The organism is Bacteroidota bacterium, from assembly GCA_025059945.1.
Classification (GTDB): Bacteria; Bacteroidota; Rhodothermia; order JANXDC01; family JANXDC01; genus JANXDC01.
The window spans coordinates 62,406-80,590 of sequence record JANXDC010000011.1 but is presented as its reverse complement, the minus strand read 5'-3'; the positions used below and the strand labels follow the sequence as shown (position 1 = coordinate 80,590).

At 63.9% G+C, this 18,185-nt stretch carries 17 protein-coding genes, 1 tRNA gene and 1 riboswitch; of the genes, 10 read left to right on the top strand and 8 right to left on the bottom strand.

The genetic code is table 11. From position 1 onward, the window contains the following. Positions 1-105 precede the first annotated feature (105 nt). Positions 106-333, bottom strand: a riboswitch (cobalamin riboswitch). Positions 334-502: 169 nt separating this feature from the next. From NZ993_06130 to NZ993_06120, 3 genes are read left to right on the top strand one after another with little or no spacing between them, the layout of a single operon-like run. Beyond that, positions 503-2,155: a CTP synthase gene (locus tag NZ993_06130; protein MCS7155370.1), complete on the top strand. Its 1,653-nt coding sequence runs from the start codon at positions 503-505 to the stop codon at positions 2,153-2,155. Beyond that, positions 2,152-2,652: an NUDIX domain-containing protein gene (locus NZ993_06125; GenBank protein MCS7155369.1), complete on the top strand. Its 501-nt coding sequence runs from the start codon at positions 2,152-2,154 to the stop codon at positions 2,650-2,652. The genes NZ993_06130 and NZ993_06125 overlap by 4 nt, the downstream gene beginning before the upstream one ends. Before the next feature lie 49 nt (positions 2,653-2,701). Beyond that, positions 2,702-3,817 carry a glycosyltransferase family 4 protein gene (locus NZ993_06120; protein MCS7155368.1) on the top strand — a complete coding sequence of 372 codons (1,116 nt, stop codon included), beginning with the start codon at positions 2,702-2,704 and terminating at the stop codon, positions 3,815-3,817. Here the strand turns inward: NZ993_06120 and NZ993_06115 are convergent. Beyond that, the gene (locus NZ993_06115; GenBank protein ID MCS7155367.1) at positions 3,783-4,142 is read right to left on the bottom strand and encodes a response regulator; all 360 of its coding nucleotides are present in this window, start codon (positions 4,140-4,142) and stop codon (positions 3,783-3,785) included. The genes NZ993_06120 and NZ993_06115 overlap by 35 nt on opposite strands. A gap of 273 nt (positions 4,143-4,415) precedes the next feature. Between NZ993_06115 and NZ993_06110 the strand changes: the two genes are divergently transcribed. Continuing rightward, entirely contained in the window at positions 4,416-5,330 is a 915-nt protein-coding gene (locus NZ993_06110; GenBank protein ID MCS7155366.1) for a DMT family transporter, read from the top strand. On the opposite strand, the gene NZ993_06105 is transcribed toward NZ993_06110, so the two are convergent. Continuing rightward, the gene (locus NZ993_06105; protein MCS7155365.1) at positions 5,299-6,564 is read right to left on the bottom strand and encodes a M20/M25/M40 family metallo-hydrolase; all 1,266 of its coding nucleotides are present in this window, start codon (positions 6,562-6,564) and stop codon (positions 5,299-5,301) included. The genes NZ993_06110 and NZ993_06105 overlap by 32 nt on opposite strands. A 320-nt stretch (positions 6,565-6,884) precedes the next feature. On the opposite strand from NZ993_06105, the gene argG reads away from it, so the two are divergent. Genes argG through argB form a run of 6 tightly spaced genes read left to right on the top strand, consistent with a single transcriptional unit; the run spans position 6,885 to position 13,231 of the window. Continuing rightward, a complete protein-coding gene (argG, locus tag NZ993_06100) occupies positions 6,885-8,102 on the top strand; it encodes an argininosuccinate synthase (protein MCS7155364.1) in 1,218 nt (405 codons plus the stop codon). 2 nt (positions 8,103-8,104) lie between these two features. After that, entirely contained in the window at positions 8,105-9,184 is a 1,080-nt protein-coding gene (locus NZ993_06095; GenBank protein MCS7155363.1) for a hypothetical protein, read from the top strand. Then, entirely contained in the window at positions 9,181-10,209 is a 1,029-nt protein-coding gene (gene argC / locus NZ993_06090) for an N-acetyl-gamma-glutamyl-phosphate reductase (GenBank protein ID MCS7155362.1), read from the top strand. The genes NZ993_06095 and argC overlap by 4 nt, the downstream gene beginning before the upstream one ends. Further along, positions 10,199-11,395: an aspartate aminotransferase family protein gene (locus tag NZ993_06085; GenBank protein MCS7155361.1), complete on the top strand. Its 1,197-nt coding sequence runs from the start codon at positions 10,199-10,201 to the stop codon at positions 11,393-11,395. Before argC ends, NZ993_06085 begins: the two co-directional genes overlap by 11 nt. Continuing rightward, the gene (locus tag NZ993_06080) at positions 11,385-12,407 is read left to right on the top strand and encodes an N-acetylornithine carbamoyltransferase (protein MCS7155360.1); all 1,023 of its coding nucleotides are present in this window, start codon (positions 11,385-11,387) and stop codon (positions 12,405-12,407) included. Before NZ993_06085 ends, NZ993_06080 begins: the two co-directional genes overlap by 11 nt. After that, a complete protein-coding gene (gene argB, locus NZ993_06075) occupies positions 12,392-13,231 on the top strand; it encodes an acetylglutamate kinase (protein ID MCS7155359.1) in 840 nt (279 codons plus the stop codon). Before NZ993_06080 ends, argB begins: the two co-directional genes overlap by 16 nt. On the opposite strand, the gene NZ993_06070 is transcribed toward argB, so the two are convergent. The 6 genes from NZ993_06070 to NZ993_06045 form a co-directional block, all read right to left on the bottom strand. Continuing rightward, positions 13,209-15,281, bottom strand: a complete 2,073-nt coding sequence (locus NZ993_06070; protein MCS7155358.1) for a sodium-translocating pyrophosphatase — start codon at positions 15,279-15,281, stop codon at positions 13,209-13,211. The two genes, argB and NZ993_06070, sit on opposite strands and share 23 nt — an antisense overlap. Before the next feature lie 34 nt (positions 15,282-15,315). Continuing rightward, positions 15,316-15,888, bottom strand: a complete 573-nt coding sequence (gene pth / locus NZ993_06065) for an aminoacyl-tRNA hydrolase (GenBank protein ID MCS7155357.1) — start codon at positions 15,886-15,888, stop codon at positions 15,316-15,318. Between the two features lie 3 nt (positions 15,889-15,891). After that, positions 15,892-16,479 (bottom strand): 50S ribosomal protein L25, encoded by a 588-nt coding sequence (locus NZ993_06060; GenBank protein MCS7155356.1) that lies wholly within the window; start codon positions 16,477-16,479, stop codon positions 15,892-15,894. An 18-nt stretch (positions 16,480-16,497) separates the two neighbouring features. Next, positions 16,498-17,454 carry a ribose-phosphate pyrophosphokinase gene (locus NZ993_06055; GenBank protein ID MCS7155355.1) on the bottom strand — a complete coding sequence of 319 codons (957 nt, stop codon included), beginning with the start codon at positions 17,452-17,454 and terminating at the stop codon, positions 16,498-16,500. An 81-nt stretch (positions 17,455-17,535) separates the two neighbouring features. Then, positions 17,536-17,606: transfer RNA gene (locus tag NZ993_06050), tRNA-Gln, on the bottom strand. A gap of 18 nt (positions 17,607-17,624) precedes the next feature. Next, the gene (locus NZ993_06045) at positions 17,625-18,167 is read right to left on the bottom strand and encodes an NlpC/P60 family protein (GenBank protein MCS7155354.1); all 543 of its coding nucleotides are present in this window, start codon (positions 18,165-18,167) and stop codon (positions 17,625-17,627) included. Positions 18,168-18,185 lie beyond the last annotated feature (18 nt).

Below are 18,185 nucleotides of genomic sequence, written 5' to 3'. Positions count from 1 at the left end.
CGCCACGTTCCGAGGTCCGGGGTCGACGAAAGGCCTATACGAGGTATGTACTACCCCTACGTGAAAGGCATCCGCGTCGCCACCGGACCTCAACCCCCGAAGGTCGGCAGCTAACGCGCGGCCGGCAGGTCTCCTGGCTCGCCACAGCGCCTGCTAGCGGAAAGCCTTCCCAGTTCGACAGCCCCGAGGACCCATCCAACCAGTGACTTTCCGGCGCGTCGATCTCGGGCCTTGGATCCCGAGCGTGGCTCACAGTTGCGGGGACAGCTCCGGATTTTCACCGGATTCCCTTTTCATCCGCCCCAAGGCGGAACCGGCCGCGCAAGGCCGTACAAAGAACGCAGACCTAAGATACAACGTCGGGAAGTCGGCATGCAAAGGGCAGGTTTTAGCCTTCGGGCTCCCTTTTGTCAAGCGGGCATCGGCTTCTATCTTTGTAGGACCCGTCCCTCAGGGGGCGTCGGTCACCTCCCCAACCTAAACCCCATATGGATCTCTACCGATGGCGGCCAAGTACGTATTTGTGACCGGAGGCGTGAGCTCCTCGCTTGGCAAGGGCATTATCTGCGCCTCCTTAGGCAAACTGCTCGCCTCTCGGGGCCTTCGCGTCACCATCCAGAAGTTCGACCCTTACATCAACGTCGATCCTGGCACGATGAACCCCTACGAGCACGGGGAGGTTTACGTGACCGACGACGGGGCGGAGACCGACCTGGACTTGGGGCATTACGAACGCTTTCTGGGCGTTCCCACCTCGCAAGCCAACAATGTCACGACAGGTCGGATTTACTACTCCGTGATCATGAAGGAGCGAGCTGGCGAGTATTTGGGCAAAACCGTTCAGGTCGTACCCCATATCACAGACGAAATCAAATCCTGGACGCGCCGGCTGGGCGATACGGGACAATACGACGTGGTGATCACGGAGATCGGAGGTACGGTTGGCGACATCGAAAGCCAACCTTTTCTGGAGGCCATCCGACAGCTGCGCCTGGAGCTCGGACCGCAGCAGACGGTCTTCATCCACCTTACGCTCATCCCCTACCTGCGCGCGGCCGGAGAGCTCAAGACCAAGCCCACGCAGCATTCGGTGAAGATGCTGCTGGAAAACGGCATCCAGCCAGACATCCTGGTCTGCCGCACCGAGGTGCCTTTGGATAGCGCCATCCGACGCAAAATCGCGCTTTTCTGCAACGTAGAGGAGCGGGCCGTCATCGCGGCCCTGGATGCGCCCTCGATCTACGAAGTGCCCCTCATGATGCAGGCTGAGGGCCTAGATCAGATCGTGCTCGAGAAGCTTGGGGTGCCGATCCGAGAATCGAACCTAACGCAATGGGTCGCCTTTCTGGAGCGCCTGCAGCATCCGCAAGGGCGCATTCCGATTGCGCTCGTGGGCAAATACGTCGAGCACCGGGATGCTTATAAGAGCATCACGGAGGCTTTCGTACACGCCGGTGTAGTGCACGGGGTAGAGGTGCACATTCGTTGGGTGCAATCGGAGTACCTGAACGCGGATAACGCAGAAGAGCTCTTAGAAGGCGTGGCCGGTATGCTGATCGCCCCTGGCTTCGGGCAACGGGGTATCGAGGGCAAAATCACCGCCATCCAGCTGGCCAGGGAAAGGCGCATCCCCCTTTTCGGGATCTGCCTGGGCATGCAATGCGCCGTAATCGAGTTCGCCCGAAACGTCTGCGGCCTAAAGGGGGCCAACAGCACGGAGTTCGACCGGCATACCCCACATCCGGTCATCGACCTGCTGCCTGAGCAGCGGCGGGTGCGTCAAAAAGGGGGCACGATGCGGCTTGGGGCTTACTTGTGCGAACTCAAAGCCGGCACGCTGGCCCATCGGGCTTACGACGGGCAAGATCGCATCTACGAACGCCATCGACATCGATATGAATTCAACAACGCTTACCGGGAACTCCTCGAGGCTCATGGGCTTGTCTTTAGCGGAATCCATCCGGGCCGAGACCTGGTCGAGATCATAGAGTTGCCCGATCATCCCTGGTTTTTAGGCTGTCAATTTCACCCTGAGCTCAAGAGCACTGTCGAAAGGCCTCATCCGCTTTTCGTCTCTTTCGTGGAAGCGGCGCTGCGTTACGCGCAGGCTAATGGGCTTCTGGAACCGACTCAAGAGGCCGTGGGGCGGCCGTGAGTGCGTCTTTTTGGGCCTCGGCCTATCAGGCCTACGCGGGGCGCACGCGGGTGCGCGTCAACGCCCTGATCCTGCAGGAGGAAATGGTGCTGCTCGTAGAGCACCGCAGCTTCCGGGATCCCGGCTCCACGTACTGGATTCCGCCCGGCGGAGGGGTGCAGTTCGGCGAGACCCTGCCGGAGGCCCTTCAGCGCGAGGTGCGCGAGGAGACGGGCCTTGAGGTGGCGATGGGGCCTTTGGTGTACGTATCGGATTTCGTGCGCGAGGCGCTGCACGCCGTGGAGCTGTATTTTTTGGCCAAAGTCACCGGGGGTGTTCTGCGCACGGGAACGGATCCGGAGCTGGGCTCAGAGCAGATGATCCGTCAAGTGGCCTGGGTGCCGCTGCGGGAGCTCAGTACCCGCACGGTGTATCCGGTTTTTCTGGCCGAGGTCCTGCCCCAAGACGCCCTAGAAGGGTTTCGCCGCGGGGCGCGCTATATCGGTCCGATTCGATAAAATGCGGATTCTTTTCATCTCCCATATCCATCCTCCGGCAGGCGATCTTATGCGGAGCACAGGAGGCATGCAGCGGGTGAGCTGGGAGCTGCTTGAGGCGCTGCGCAGGGAGCCGGATGTGGCGACCTTCCCGGTGCTCTTACAGGTGCCCTGGCGATTCATCGGACCCGCCACAGCGGCCTTTCTGCTCTGGCTCCGCGGGAACTTGCCCCGCCTTCTAAGGCGCCTGCAGCCGGATCTGGTGCTTTTCACCTCCATGGTCACGGCCGTGCTCGTGCCCCTGTTGCGAGATCGCATCGCGGTGCCTTGTGTGGCGATCGCACACGGCCTAGACGTGATCGCGCCTTTCGGGCCCTATCAGCGCTGGCTCAGGCGGGTGCTGAAGGAACTGGATGCCGTCTGCACCCCCAGCCGGGCCACGCTTGCGGCATGCCAAGCCCGGGGGCTCACCCCGGAAAAAGGCTTCGTGGTGCCCAACGGAATCGATCCGGCGCGCCTCCGTACGGTCCCGGATCGGACCCAAGCCCGGGCCCTGTTGCGCGCGCATGGCTGGGAGGCACTCGACCCGGAAGCCCCGCTTCTGGTGAGCGTGGGCCGGTGGGTGCGGCGAAAGGGCTTCGGCTGGTTTTTGCGCGAAGTCATGCCCGCGCTGCCCGTTGAAACGCAATACGCCCTTATCGGCGACGGACCGGAGCGGGGAACGATTCGAGAAGCCATTCGGATGCTTGAACGTCCGGAGCGCATCTGGACCCCCGGAAGAGTGCCCGAGGAGCTTTTGCACACCGTGTATGCGGCCGCCGATCTGTTCGTAATGCCCAACGTGCCCGTGCCTGGGGACATAGAGGGATTTGGCGTGGTGATCCTGGAGGCTGCCTTGTGCGGCACACCGGTGCTGGCGGCGCATCTAGAGGGCATCCAAGATGCCGTGCGCCAGCCCGAAATGGGGTGGCTTTTGCCCGCCCAAGACGCCCCGCGCTGGCGCGCGCACCTGCAAACCATCCTAAGCACACGAACGGCCCTACACGAACTGGGCCGGCAAGCTAGGCTGGCGGTGCAGGAGCATTACAGCTGGCGCAGCCTCCTCCGCCAACACCTCAGCATCTGGAATCGGCTACTGGAGAAAAGCGCGGCTACGGGTGCGAAAGAAAACGCTCCAGCACGCTAAGCAGCTCATGACGGTATATGGGCTTGTTCATGTAATAAGAGCAGCCAGCGGCAAGCACCTGCTGTTCATCGAAAAGCGCGGCATAGGCCGTCTGGGCGATAATGGGCACATGCGCCATGCCAGGCAGAGCCCGGATGGCGCGCGCCGCATCCAGCCCGCTCCAATCCCCGGGCAGATTGATGTCCATAAGGATCGCATCCACCGGCCGCTCTTGGACGATCCGAAAGGCCTCCTCGCCCGTTGCGGCTTCGACCACCTCGTAACGGCCGCGCAAATACAAAACGAGCAGCCGCCGTACGTCGGGGTTATCCTCCACGACGAGCACGACCGGCAGACGTGCCGGCTCCCGCCAGGATGCTCGCCGCGAGCGGACTCCTTCTCCCCCCTCATCTGCGATCTCGGAAAGGTCAAAAAAAACACAGGAGAACGTGCAAAGAAATGATTCTCCCTGCTGCACACCTAGGTCTCCTTCCCTGGGTAAGTCGCCTGTACGTGAGGCCCTGCGCTCCAGGGCCCCCTGATGAGCCTCGCGAAAGTAAACATAGGTAGGCCAAAAAGCAATCGAAAAAAGCGATCTTTCATTAGAAAAGCTTATACGATGAAGACGCGCCTTCTGCTGTTGCTGCCCCTGGCCATGATAGCCTTTGCCGCAAGCCCTATTCTGGTGCGGCTGGCCATGGCGGAGGCGCCGCAGGCTCCACCGCTTGCGATCGCCTTCTGGCGGGCGCTTTGGGCGATCGCTCTGCTCGCGCTTCCCGTGGGGATATGGCGGAGAGAGGAACTGAAGCGGATTCGAGCCCGGGATGGGCTTTGGATCGCCCTGGCCGGCGCGTTTTTGGCGTTGCACTTTGCCCTATGGGTCTATGCCCTGCGGTATACTTCCGTGGCCAGCGCCTCGGTGCTCGTCTCGATTCATCCGATCTTTATTGCCATTTTGGGCTATTGGTGGCTCCGGGAGCGGCTGAGCTTTGCCGGCGGGCTTGGCGTTGCGCTGGCCACCCTGGGCGGAGCCCTTATCGGCTGGGGAGATGCGCGACAGGCTTCCGCATCCTTCCCCCAAGCCCCTCTGGGCAATGCTTTGGCGGTGAGCTCAGCGCTTTGCTTTGCGGGTTATTTGCTCGTGGGGCGCCTTATGCGCCAGCGCATATCTTGGCTTCTCTACGTGGGACTTCTATACGGCGTGGTGGCCCTTCTGCTGGGTGTGCTCCTGCTCGCAATGGGGCTTGCTGCAACAGGCTATACGCGAACCTTCTATGGCCTGTGCGCCTTTATGGCGCTCGGTCCGCAGCTCATCGGACACGGAACGCTCAACTACCTCGTGCGCTTTCTTACGCCCGCTCTAGTGGCGCTTGTGGTATTCTCCGAGCCCCTCTTGGCTTCGCTTATGGCCTACGCGCTTTGGGGTGAGGTTCCAGGTCTTGTGAGCGGCCTGGGTATGGTGCTCACGTTAGGCGGGCTGCTGCTAGCTTGGTGGCCGCGTCCTAGCGCAGCAGCGAGGCCAAGAGCAGAATAAGGCCCTTTGTGGCGGTAAAGGCGCTGGGGATGTGGGCCGCCTCCTGCAGGGTGTGCTGATCGCGACCGAAGCAGCGCCCATAGGCGATGGCCGGGATGCCTCGGACAACGGCCATGTTGGCGTCCGTAGAACCCGTCGCTACAGGTCGCACAGGACGCCCCAGTTGCCTGCCCACTTCGAGGTAATTCAGCACGTGCACAGCCGTCTGCACTAGCGGGTGTTCGCGCCGGTCGGCTAGCTCCGCCTCCGTGCCGCCAGCTGGGGCGTCGTTGAGCACCTCAAGCTCAAAGCGCACCCGCTCTTGCTCAGCCGCCCGGCGGGCGCGCGCCAAGATGGAGTCGGCGTACTCCTGCAACAAGCGCGCACTCGGAGAGCGCAGGTCCACGGTGAAGTAGGAGTGCTGGGAGACGGCGTTGGGCACCGTGCCCCCGCCGATCAGGCCGACGTTGTAGATCACAAACGCGCCCGAGGGATGCGGCAAGGGCAGCCGGTAAATGTCCTGAATCGCCCGCGCCACGGCTCGGTTGGGGTTGGGCTGACCCAGGCTCTGCATGGTGTGCGCCCCATAGGCGCGATAGTGAAACCGAAACCACTTGATGCCAAGCGCTCCATAGGGCACATCCCCCAGGTTGCCGTCCACGGCGATGACCATGTCGGCCCGTCGAGGGTTTTGGTTGAGCCAATACTCCATGCCCTTTAGCCCCACCTCCTCCTGCACCGTGGCGATCAAGATCACATCCCCGCTTAAAGGGACCCGGCTGGCCCGAAGCGCCCGAGCCGTCTGGAGCATCACCACAAGCCCGGCCGTATCGTCCAGCACCCCCGGCGCATAGAGGGTGTCCCCCTCTCGGCGCACCCGGATCTCCTCCAGCGGATGCACCGTGTCCATGTGCGCGGCCACGGCAATAGCCGGATGGCGGGATCGGCCGCGCAAAATACCCACGACGTTGCCCTTGGCGTCGATGTGCACGGAGTCCAGCCCCATGCGCTCCATCTCCGCTCGAATATAGGCCGCTCGGCGCGCCTCGCGCCCAGAGGGCGCCGGGATCTCCGTAAGCCGGATCCACTCCTGCACGTGCGCCTCCCGATGCGCCTCAACCCACTGAAGCGCCGCTTGAATGGCGCGCTCTTGCAGCATGCGGGGATCGAACCGAGAACCGCTCGGGCGATCGGGCTGTGCCCCCAGAGTCGGCACCCAAAAGAACAGCAATAGGCCTGAGGCTACCCAACGCATCTTCACCTCCTTGCTTACGCCGCGCAATCTCGCGCTACCCGACAGGGAGGCGCAAGAACTGCGGGCACTTGTAACAAAATCGTTTCGGCCTCTTGACATTCCCCCGCGCATTCCGTACACTTGCACCCGCCTATGGCGAAGCACACCGCCCACATCGCCCGCGTCCGACGATCCCGACGAGGGGGAGCCCCCCGACGGGTGAACGGGCGTTGCGTGGCACGGAAAGCTGTATAAAATCATCCTAGCTCGTATACGCAGACGCCGGTTCACTCGAACCGGCGTTTTTGTTTTCAGCACTAAACCGGAGGCACGGCCACAAGATGGCAATTGTGTTGGCCTTTAGCGGAGGGCTGGATACGTCCTTCTGCGTGCTCTACCTCAGAGAGCACTACGGAGATCCCGTCTACACGGTAACCGTCAACACAGGGGGTATCGACGAAGCCGAGGCCGAACGGCTAGCCGGGTGGGCGAAGGCCTTGGGTTCAGCCGGGCATTGGACCGTAGACGGCCGCCGTGAGCTGTTTGTCGCGCACCTAAGCTACCTCATCAAGGGCAATGTGCTGCGAGGCGGGGTCTATCCGCTCTGCGTGGGCCCGGAACGGGTGGTGCAGGCCCGCAAGGTCGTGGAGATGGCCCGCCAGCTGGGGGCGTGGGCCGTCGCGCACGGCTCTACGGGGGCGGGCAACGACCAGATCCGCTTTGATGTGGCCCTGCGGGTGCTGGCCGACGATCTAGCCATCCTGACCCCGATTCGGGATCTGGGCTGGACGCGCGAGCAGACGGCCGCTTATTTGCGGGCGCGCGGTTTTCCCATCTCGGAGGCCAAGGCCAGCTACTCGATTAACCGCGGCCTGTGGGGCACGACGATCGGCGGTCGGGAGACGCTCACCCCCTCTGAGCCTCTGCCCCCGGAGGCCTGGGTGGAGACGCAGGACCCTGCGCTCGCCTCCCAGGAGGGGGTGGAGCTGCGCATCGATTTCGAAAAGGGCTTGCCCACCGCTCTAGACGGGGAGCCCATGGACCCCGTCGCGCTTATTGAGGCCCTGAACCGCATCGGGGCCGCCCACGGGGTAGGGCGCGGCACGCACGTCGGGGATACAATCTTGGGCATCAAGGGCCGGATAGGCTTTGAGGCCCCCGCCGCGCTTGTGCTCATTACCGCGCACCGGGAGCTGGAGAAGCTCGTGCTCACCAAGTGGCAGCGTTTCCAGAAGGATCATCTGGCCGACTTCTACGGCATGCTGCTGCACGAGGGCCAGTACTTTGACCCCGTGATGCGGGATATCGAGGCGTTTTTGGACTCTTCCCAACAGTTCGTAACGGGCACCGTGCGCCTCCGGCTTCAGCAGGGCCGAATCGAGGTGCTGGGGGCCGAGAGCCCGTATGCGCTCTTCGCCCCGGATCTGGCCACCTACGGGGAGGTCAACAAGCTCTGGAGCGGCCGCGACGCCGAAGGCTTCGCCCGCATCTGGGGCGTGCCCGCCTTGCTTGCGCACCGCGTGCGGTCTGCGTTCGCCACCCAGCCTCAGAAGGAGTAGCCATGCGCCTGCGCGTCGATCTGATCGCCTCCAGCACGGCCCCCTGCAACCTGGGCCCCGAGTTGGAAATCAGCCCCTACATCGTAGCCGAAGAGGGCTACTGTGTGGCCGTGCGGGTGCTTGAAGAAAAAGATCGCTACAACCAAGTGGAGACCTGCGACGGGAGCTTTCAGGTCCTGCGCCGCGGGCAGATCCTGGTCGGGGCCCTGGGCGAACGACAGGCCTTGAAGGGTTATAGCGGCCGCATCCCGCGCCGGATTCAAGTCGGCGACGTGCTGCACGTGCTCAACATGGGCGGGATTCTGGGGCAGTGCACCTCAGACCATCCCGAGCTGGGTCCGGCGCTGCGGGTCGAGGTGCTGGGGGCCGTGGTCTACGAGCTAAACGGGATCAAACGGCACGCCCGCATCCAAGATCACGCCCTGGAACCTGTCTATAGCCTGCCCCAGGCGGCCCCTCTGATCATGGTCAGCGGCACAGCCATGAATACGGGCAAAACGTATGCGGCGGCGCAGATCGTACGGGGCCTGCGCGCGCACGGGCTGCGCGTAGCGGCGGCAAAACTGACAGGCGCGGCCCTATTGCGTGACGTGCGGGCCATGCGCGAGGCCGGCGCCGTAGCGTGTCTGACGTTCGTCGACGCCGGCGTGGTCTCCTCCGTGAACAAAAACATGGTGCCCATCGCCAAAGGCCTTATTGCGGCCTTGAACGCTTATCGCCCCGATGTACTGGTGCTGGAGCTTGGCGATGGGTTTATCGGCTACTATGGGGTCGATGAGCTGCTGATGGACAAAGAGCTCGAGGCCCTTACGGCCGCCCACGTGGTGGCGGCCGCGGACCTGGCCGGCGCATGGGCCGCCGATTATCTCTTCAGGACCCGTTACCGGAGCCCGATTACGGTCATGGTCGGACCTGTAACGGACAACGCCGTGGGCAAACAGTACATCCAAAACGCCCTGGGCATCCCGGCCCTCAACGCGCAACGCGAACCCGAGGCGCTAGCCGAACGCGTGCTGGAGGCGCTCGCTGTGCGCGAGCGATGGGGCGCAAACGGACGCGCTCACGTAGGGGTGGTGGGATGAAGCGCGTCGCCCTGCTGCACGGATCTGGCTACGCGGGCCGGGAGCTCATCCGGCTTTTGCTCGGCCATCCCCGCGTTCAACTGGTCGCGGTCACCAGCCGGCATCACGCCGGATCTCCCCTTTGGGCCGCGCATCCGGAACTGCGGGGGCTTTCGGAGCTGCGCTTCGTCGAGCGGCTGGACTTGAACGGCTCTCCGGATGCGGTCTTTGTGGCGGCCGAGCACGGAAAGGGAGCGGAAACGGTCCGCGAGCTCCTGCAACGGGGCTACGGCGGCGCGATCATAGATCTGAGCGCCGACTTCCGCCTGCCCCGGGCTGAGCTTTATCCCCACTGGTTCGGGTTCACCCATCCGGCCCCGGAACTTGTGGGGCGTTTTCAATATGGGCTTCCCGAGCTCGGTCCGTATCCGGAGGATGTCCGCTGGATCGCCAATCCGGGCTGTTTCGCCACGGGGATCCTGCTCGCGCTCTGGCCCTTGGACCGAGCCGGAGTTCGGGGACATGCCCACGTAACGGCGCTCACGGGAGCCTCCGGATCCGGTGTGCGACCCTCGGAGACGACGCACTTCCCCACGCGCCAGGGCAACGTGCGGGCCTACAAGGTCTTGGCTCATCAGCACCTGCCGGAAATCGAGGCCCGGCTGCAAGGCGACTGGCAGCTGGCCTTCGTGCCCGCCTCCGGGCCGTGGACGCGCGGCATCTGGGGGGTGATCCACCTACTGCCGCAAAGGCCTCTTTCAGCCTCTTTCGTGGAGGCCTGTTTTCAGGAGGCCTACCTCGAGGGCGGCTGCGTGCGGCTCTGGCCCGGCTTGCTTCCTGAGCTGCGCTGGAGCGTGGGCACGCCTTATGCCGACATCGGTTGGGTTCTGCGCGATGGGCGGCTCGTCATCGGCTTTGCCCTGGATAACCTGCTCAAAGGCGCGGCCAGCCAGGCGGTGCAGAACCTCAACCGGCTCTTCACTTGGCCCGAGACCCTGGGCCTGATTCCCGGTTCCGTTGCGGAGGACGTAACCCATGAGCTTTGAGCACACTCGCCTTCTGGAGGAGACCTACGAACTGCCCACCTACCAGAAATGGCCCTTGGCGCTGGTGCGGGGCGAAGGCGCCTACGTGTGGGACGTGGAGGGCCGGCGTTATCTGGATCTTTACGGAGGCCACTGCGTCACCTTGCTGGGGCATAATCCGCCGCCCGTGGTGGAGGCTATCTGCCGACAGACGCAGCATCTTGTGTTTTACTCCAACGTGGTCTACAGCCCTGTGCGCGCCGAGGCCGCCCGCGAACTGGCCGAACTGGCTCCGGAGGGGCTCAAGAAAGTTTTCTTCTGCAACTCCGGCACAGAGGCCGTGGAGACGGCCCTTAAGCTGGCGCGGGCCTACACGGGCCGCAGCGGCGTGGTGGCCATGCGAGGGGATTTTCACGGCCGCACGCTGGGCAGCCTGGCCGTGACCTGGGGGCAGGCCTATCGAAGGCCCTACAGGGCCGTGTTGCCCGAGACGTACTTTGTGCCCTTCGGCGAACTGGTCCCTCTTAAAGAACTTCTGCGGCGGCGCCGCGACATAGCGGCCGTTATCCTGGAGCCCATCCAAAGCATGGCGGGGGTCTACGAGGCCCCCTCGGGGTACTATCGGGAGCTGCGCAGGCTATGCGATGCGCACGAAGTGCTGCTCATCTTCGATGAAGTGCAGACCGGCGTGGGCCGAACCGGCACGTTCTCCGTCTCGGAGGCCTACGGCATGCGGCCCGATCTGATCGCGCTCGCCAAAAGCCTGGGCTCGGGCGTGCCCGTGGGAGCCGTGCTCGTCTCCGAGCGCATAGCCGAGACCGTGCGACCTGGCGATCAGGGCACGACCTTCGGGGGCGGGATGCTCGCCATGGCCGCGGTTGCGGCTACGCTCCGGATGCTGCGACAGGGCAACTGGATGGCCCGCGCCCCCGAGATCTTCACCCGCATCCGCGATGGGCTTGCTGGGCGCGTGCGCGCCGTGCGCGGCCGAGGCTGCTTGATCGGCGTCGAGCTTCCGGGCCCCGCCGGGCCCGTGATCGCTGCCCTGCGGCAGGAGGGGGTGCTCGTGGGCGGCTCGGAACATCCCAACACCATCCGCCTGCTTCCCCCGCTTGTGCTTTCGGAAGCGGACATCGAGCTGTTCCTGGAGGCTTTCGAGCGGGCCTTAGCCCGGATCGCCCGAACGGAGCCAGCCTATGCCTCCTGAGAGCTTGCGCCACCTTATCGATTGGCACCTGCTCGATGAGGCCCTCTGGTGGGACCGCCTGGAGGCGGCGCGCCGCTTCGCGCGCGAGCGGCGCTGGACGGACCGAGCCCGAGGCCGCGCGATCGCTCTGCTTTTCTTCAACCCTTCCCTGCGCACGCGCACCTCTATGGAGTTAGCGGCCGCGCAACTGGGCGCGCACGTCTCGGTGCTCGTGCCCGGTCAAGGAACCTGGGGCTTTGAGTGGCGCGATGGGGTCGTGATGGAGGGCCCGGAGGCGGAGCACATCCAGGAGGCCATCGGGGTTCTATCGCGCTACTACGACGCCATAGGCGTGCGCGCCTTCGCCTCCTTGCGGGATTACGAACAGGACCGCTCTGAGGCCTTCTTGCGCCGGATCGTGCGCGCCGCGAGCGTGCCCATCATCAACCTCGAGTCCGCCTTCTGGCACCCGTGTCAGGCCCTGGGGGATGCGGCCACCTTGATGGACCTGTTTCGAGAACGCCTTGCGGGCCGTTCTTTTCTGCTCACCTGGGCCTACCATCCCAAGGCGCTTCCCATGGCGGTGCCCAACTCGGCCCTGCTTATGGCCACTCGCCTGAGCATGCGCGTCACCATAGCCCGCCCCGCCGGCTACGAGCTGGACCCCGAGGTGATGGCCCTAGCGCGCCAATACGCGGCCCAACATGGGCTAGAGGTGCGCGAAACCGACGCGTTGGATGAGGCTTTTGAGGGCGCCGAGGTGGTCTACGCCAAGGCGTGGGGCGGCAGGCTCGCCTACACCGACCCAGAGGCCGAGTCCCAGCTTCGGCTTTCGCTGCGGGACTGGCGCGTAACAGAGGCCCGCATGCGCCGGACTCGAGAGGCCGTTTTCATGCACTGCTTGCCCGTGCGGCGCAATGTCGTGGTAGACGACGCCGTGCTCGATGGGCCCTGGGCGCGCCATCTGGTGCAGGCCGAATACCGCCTGCATGCGCAGAAGGCTATCTTGGAGTGGGTATGGAACCTGTCGTGATCAAAGTCGGCGGCGAGGTGCTGGAGGCCGAAGAGCGGCTTCAGGCCCTGTGGAAGGGCGTTGGCTTCTGGTGGGCTCGCGCCCCGGTCGTGCTCGTGCACGGAGGCGGCAAACAAGCCACGGACCTGGCGCACGCCATCGGCCACGGGCCGCGCTTCGTCGAGGGCCGCCGCCTGACCACCGACCTGGACCTGCGCATTCTGTTGTGGACCGTATGCGGTGAGCTCAATCGACGGCTTGTGGCCCAGGCTCAGTCCGTCGGGCTGCCCGCCGTCGGGCTTTCCGGAGCCGATGGCGGCCTGTTGCAGGTCAGGCGCCGACCGCCCCAACAGACGGCAAGCGGCTTAGTGGACTTCGGCTACGTGGGCGACGTATGGGGCGTTCGTCCGGGGCTTCTGTACACCCTGCTTCGGGCCGGCTATCTGCCCGTGGTTGCGCCGCTCGGAATAGACGCCGAAGGCCAGCTATACAACGTCAACGCCGACACCGTGGCCGTGGAGGTGGCTCTTGCGCTGAGGTCCCAAGCCTTGCTCTGGCTTGCGGCCTCTGAGGGCGTATGGGACGAAGTAGGACGTCCGATCCAGAGGCTCTCGACCCACAGAGCCCAAGAGGGGCTTAAGGCGGGCTGGATCCGCGACGGCATGCGCCCCAAGATCGAAGCCGCCCTGCGGGCGGCAACAGAGGGCCTGCGGGTCTGGATCGGACCCGTGGAGGCCCTAGCCTCCCTGGAAAAGGGCACCCGGCTTGAAAGCCCCGACTCAAAGGGGCCACAAGGCCCAGAGGGCGTCGCAGCCCCGCCGTTTAGGCGATCAGAGGCGCGATAACAAGAGAGATAACGGAGATAAGCTTGATCAGGATGTTCAGCGAGGGCCCGGAGGTGTCCTTGAGCGGATCCCCCACGGTGTCCCCCACAACCGTGGCCTTGTGCGTCTCCGTGCCCTTTTTGTAGAGGACCCCCTCTAGTTCGATGCCTTCCTCGACGCGTTTTTTGGCGTTGTCCCAGGCCCCGCCGGCGTTGGCCTGAAAGATGGCCAGCAGCACCCCGCTTACCACCACGCCCGCCAGCAGGCCAGCGAGCATGTTCTTGTCGATGAACCCGATCGCAGTGGGCACCAGGATAGCCATGAGGCCGGGCGGAATCATCTCTTTGATGGCCGCGCGCGTGGAGATGTCCACGCACCGGGCGTATTCGGGGCGCGCCTTGCCCTCGCGCAGGCCCGGGATCTCCCGAAACTGCCGGCCCACCTCGAGGATCATCTGTTTGGCTGCGCGGCCCACGGCTCCTATCGCAAAGGAGCTAAACAGAAACGGCAGGACGGCGCCGATAAAAAGCCCGGCCATCACATGGGCCTCGGTAAGGTTGATCACAGGGATCTGCGCCTGCTGTTGGAAGGCAGCAAACAGGGCCAAGGCCGTGAGCGCAGCCGATCCGATGGCGAAACCCTTTCCAATAGCGGCCGTCGTGTTGCCCACCGCGTCGAGCTTATCTGTGCGGCCGCGCACCTCCGGGGGTTGGTGGCTCATCTCCGCAATCCCCCCCGCGTTGTCCGCTATAGGTCCGTATGCGTCTGTGGCGAGCTGAATGCCCGTAACGGAAAGCATTCCCAGGGCGGCTAAGGCGATGCCGTATAACCCCGCCAGCGTGTAGGCGCCCAAGATCCCGAAGCCGATCAGCACCAGGGGAATGGCTGTCGACTCCATCCCCACGCCCAGACCGGCGATGATGTTGGTGGCTGGACCCGTAACGCTCTGGCGCACGATCGAAAGCACAGGCCGTCGGTATGGTGAGCAGTAGTACTCCGTCGAAAGACCGATCAGGACGCCCACGGCGAGCCCGATCAGCGTGGCCCCGAAGACTCCGTTGGCCGTGTACAGGCGGTCTTCAAAGTACCATTCAGCGGGCAGCAGGGCCCAGACGATCGCGTAGGTGGTCGGCACCATAAGGACGGCGGCCCCGAAAATGCCCCAGTTGAGGCCCTTTTGGGGGTTATCGCCCTCGCGGACGCGAACAAAGGCCGTGCCCAGGAGTGAAATCACGATTCCGGCCCCGGCTAGCACCAAGGGCAGCAGCACAGCGTTAAGCTGGCTAGCCCCGCTGAATTCGGGCAGCCCCACAAAAAGTGCCCCCAACACCATAGCGCTTACGATCGACCCCACGTAGGATTCGAACAGGTCCGCCCCCATGCCCGCCACGTCTCCGACGTTGTCGCCCACGTTGTCCGCGATCACGGCCGGATTTCGGGGGTCATCCTCGGGAATGCCCTCGTAAACCTTTCCGGCTAGGTCCGCGCCCACATCAGCGGCCTTCGTGTAGATGCCCCCGCCAACGCGGGCGAAGAGCGCAATCGAGGAGGCGCCGAGCGAAAAGCCCGAAATCACGTTGATGACCCGCTCGATCGACCAATCCAGGCGGGTGTAGAACAAAAAAAGCAGGCCCAGGCCCAGCACACCCAGACCCACTACGCTCATGCCCATAACGGATCCGCCGGAGAAGGCCATGCGCAGGGCCTGATTTAAACTGGTACGCGCAGCCTGTGTGGTGCGCACGTTCGCCAGCGTGGCCACGCGCATACCTAGGAACCCCGCCAAGCCCGAACAGAAGGCCCCCGTTACGAAGGAGAGCGCGATAAGTGGAGAGGTGCCGGGGTTGTCTCGGTTGGCCAACACCAGAAGCACAGCTAGAACGAGCACAAACCAGAAAAGCACCCGATATTCGCGCCTCAAGAAAGCGCGTGCACCCTCTGCGATGGCCCCGGCAATAGCCTGCATCTCCGGCGTGCCTGCATCTTGTCGGGCTACCCACGCGGAGCGCCATAAGGCATAACCCAGGGCGATAAGCCCCGTCAGCGGGATCAGGTAATGGATCCACTCCATGGAACGCAGACTCCCTTCTGTGCGCGATCTTCGCTCAGCGCGCCACCGATCCGTTGTATCGGTTCATGGCCGCCTGCAGCCCCTCGGTGGCCCAACACCGTACGGCGTCGGCCGCCACCTGAATCATGCGTTCAGCCAGCGGAACCTCGGCTGGGTCAAATGGAGAGAGCACGAAAGCCGCTTGCTGGCCTTCGAGGGGAGGCGCCCCGATACCCAACCGCAGCCGCGGAAAGGCCTCTGTGCGAAGGTGTGCGATGATGTCGGCCAGGCCGTTGTGGCCGCCGGCGGAGCCCTTGGGGCGCATCCGCAGCGTGCCCAAAGGCAAGTGCAGATCGTCCACAACGACCAGCAGCCGCTCTAGCGGCTCCGAATAGCGACCGAGAGCCTGGACGACGGCCCGGCCGCTTCGGTTCATGTACGTGGTGGGCTTGATGAGCCAGACAGGCTGATCACCAAGCCTGACCTTTGCTTCCCAATAATCCCCGGCTCCAGCCCGAAAGCGTGCCCCTTCTTGGCGGGCGAGCTCATCGAGGACCCGAAAGCCCACGTTATGTCGCGTCGCCGCATAGGCAGATCCGGGATTGCCCAATCCGACCACCAACGCCATGCGTTAAGCGAGGGATTGCTCGGATTGGGATTCGGTCTCTTCAGATGCCTTGCCCTGTACGGTGACCACGACGGCCTCGGGGTCAGCCTCAACCTCGATGTAGGCGGGCAGATCTAGCTCCCGCACGTGCAGCGCCTGGCCGATCCGAAGCCCGGAGACGTCCACGTCGATATGATCGGGGATTTGGCTGGGCAGCACCCGGATGCGCAGCGTGTGCATCGGCTGTACGAGCTTACCCCCCTCCAAGACCCCGCGGGCTGAGCCCACAAGCCGCACGGGCACCTCCAGGCTGACCTTTTCATCCGGGTGCAGCACCTGAAAGTCCACGTGCATGGGCTCATCGGTGACCGGATGAAACTGGATCGCCTTGGAGACGCACAGCAGCGCCGGGGCATCGGGAAGCTGCAGCCGAACCAAATAGGCCGCGCGGCCGCGCATTAAAGGCCGAAGAGCCAGAGGCCGAACGGCTATGTGACGCGTAGGTTCGCCGTGCCCGTAGACCACGGCGGGTACCCATCCTTGTTTGCGCAACCGACGAGCCTCGTTTTTGCGCACTTGACGCGGCCTGGCCTCTACTTGCAAAACCTCCATCGGATCGTGCTCCTGCGACTATTCCTCAACGGCGAAGAGCGTACTGACGGACTCATGTAGGTAAATTCGCCGGATGGCGTCGGCGAAAACCTCGGCCACGCTGAGGACTTCGATCTTGGGTGAAGGCCGACGTAAGGGCACCGTATCCGTGACCGTTACGGAGAGCAGCTCCTCGGTCTCCTCGATGCGCTCGTAAGCCCGGCCCGAAAAAATCGGATGCGTGGCCGCAGCCCGGATCGCCAGGGCCCCCGCCGCCTTTAGGGCCCGGGCGGCGTTAACCAGCGTGCCAGCGGTGTCGATGAGATCATCAACGATCAAGACGTTGCGCCCTTTGACCTGGCCGATAATGTTAAGCACTTCGGCCTCATTGGGTTGTGGCCGGCGCTTGTCGATAAAGGCCAACTCCGCATTGAGCCTTTTGGCATAAGAACGGGCCATCTTCAGGCTGCCCACATCCGGGGCTACCACGGTTAGATCGGGGATCGCCATGCGGCGAAAATGCTCCACAAGCACCGCGCTTCCATAAAGGTGATCGACGGGGATGTTGAAGAAGCCCTGGATCTGGGGTGCGTGCAGATCCATGGTCAACACCCGGTTCACCCCGGCTGTGGTCAGCAGATCCGCCATGAGCTTGCTGGCGATCGATACCCGCGGTTGATCCTTGCGGTCCTGACGGGCATAGCCAAAGTAGGGGATCACGGCCGTGATGCGATCGGCCGAGGCCCGCCGGGCCGCGTCGATCATGAGCAGCAATTCCAGCCAGTTCTCCGCCCCCGGATGGGTGGACTGAATCAAATAGATGTCCATACCGCGGATGGACTCCTCAAAGCGCACGTAGATCTCCCCATCCGAGAAGTTGCGGATCGTGATCTGCCCCAGAGGTTGCCCGAAACAGGCGGCAATGCGCTCAGCTAGGGCTACATTAGAACGTCCGGCGAAAATCCCTATGGGGCGCTCCACAACGGTGGATATCATGGCGGTCGGGACGCTATAGGGAAACACGCGAAAAAACTGGAACGCGGTGGGCCTTTAGCGCGCCCTCCGCCCCAGGCTCGGCTGCCCGGGGAGGACTCGAACCTCCACATACGGCTCCAAAGGCCGCTGTCCTGCCATTAGACGACCGGGCAAGCTGTGGAAAAACAAAGTTAGAAGACCTGGCCAGCCGAGTCAACCGAGTCTGCGCGCACCTCAAGCACACGCCGGGCTATCCAGTAACGTTTGGCCCAGTAGGGCTCGCTTAGGCGGGATACGATAACCCCCTGGGAGCGCGAGGCATGGGCGAATTCGTCCTGACCCAGGTAGATGCCGACGTGCCGGGTGCGCCGGCCGATATGGAAGAACACCAGATCTCCAGGACGCAGGGCATCCCGCTGCACGGTACGCCCGAAACGGGCTTGTTGGGCCGTATTGCGCGGCAGATACAGGCCAAAGAGCCCAACGAAGACGTTCTGCACGAACGCCGAGCAGTCCACCCCCTGCATATGCAACCCCCCCAACCGATAGGGCACGCCCTGCCATTGGGCTACCTCCTGTCGCAAGCGGGCCTCTAGGTTGGCGTAGATGAGCGCGGGCTTAGGAGTATCTGATGGGGTGGCCCCGGATCGGCGCACCGAGGAGATGTAACATCCCGTTATAAGGACGCCAAGGCCGATCCAGCGCAGCACCCGGCGGGCGGCACAAGCCTCCATGCGACCGACCTCCGATTG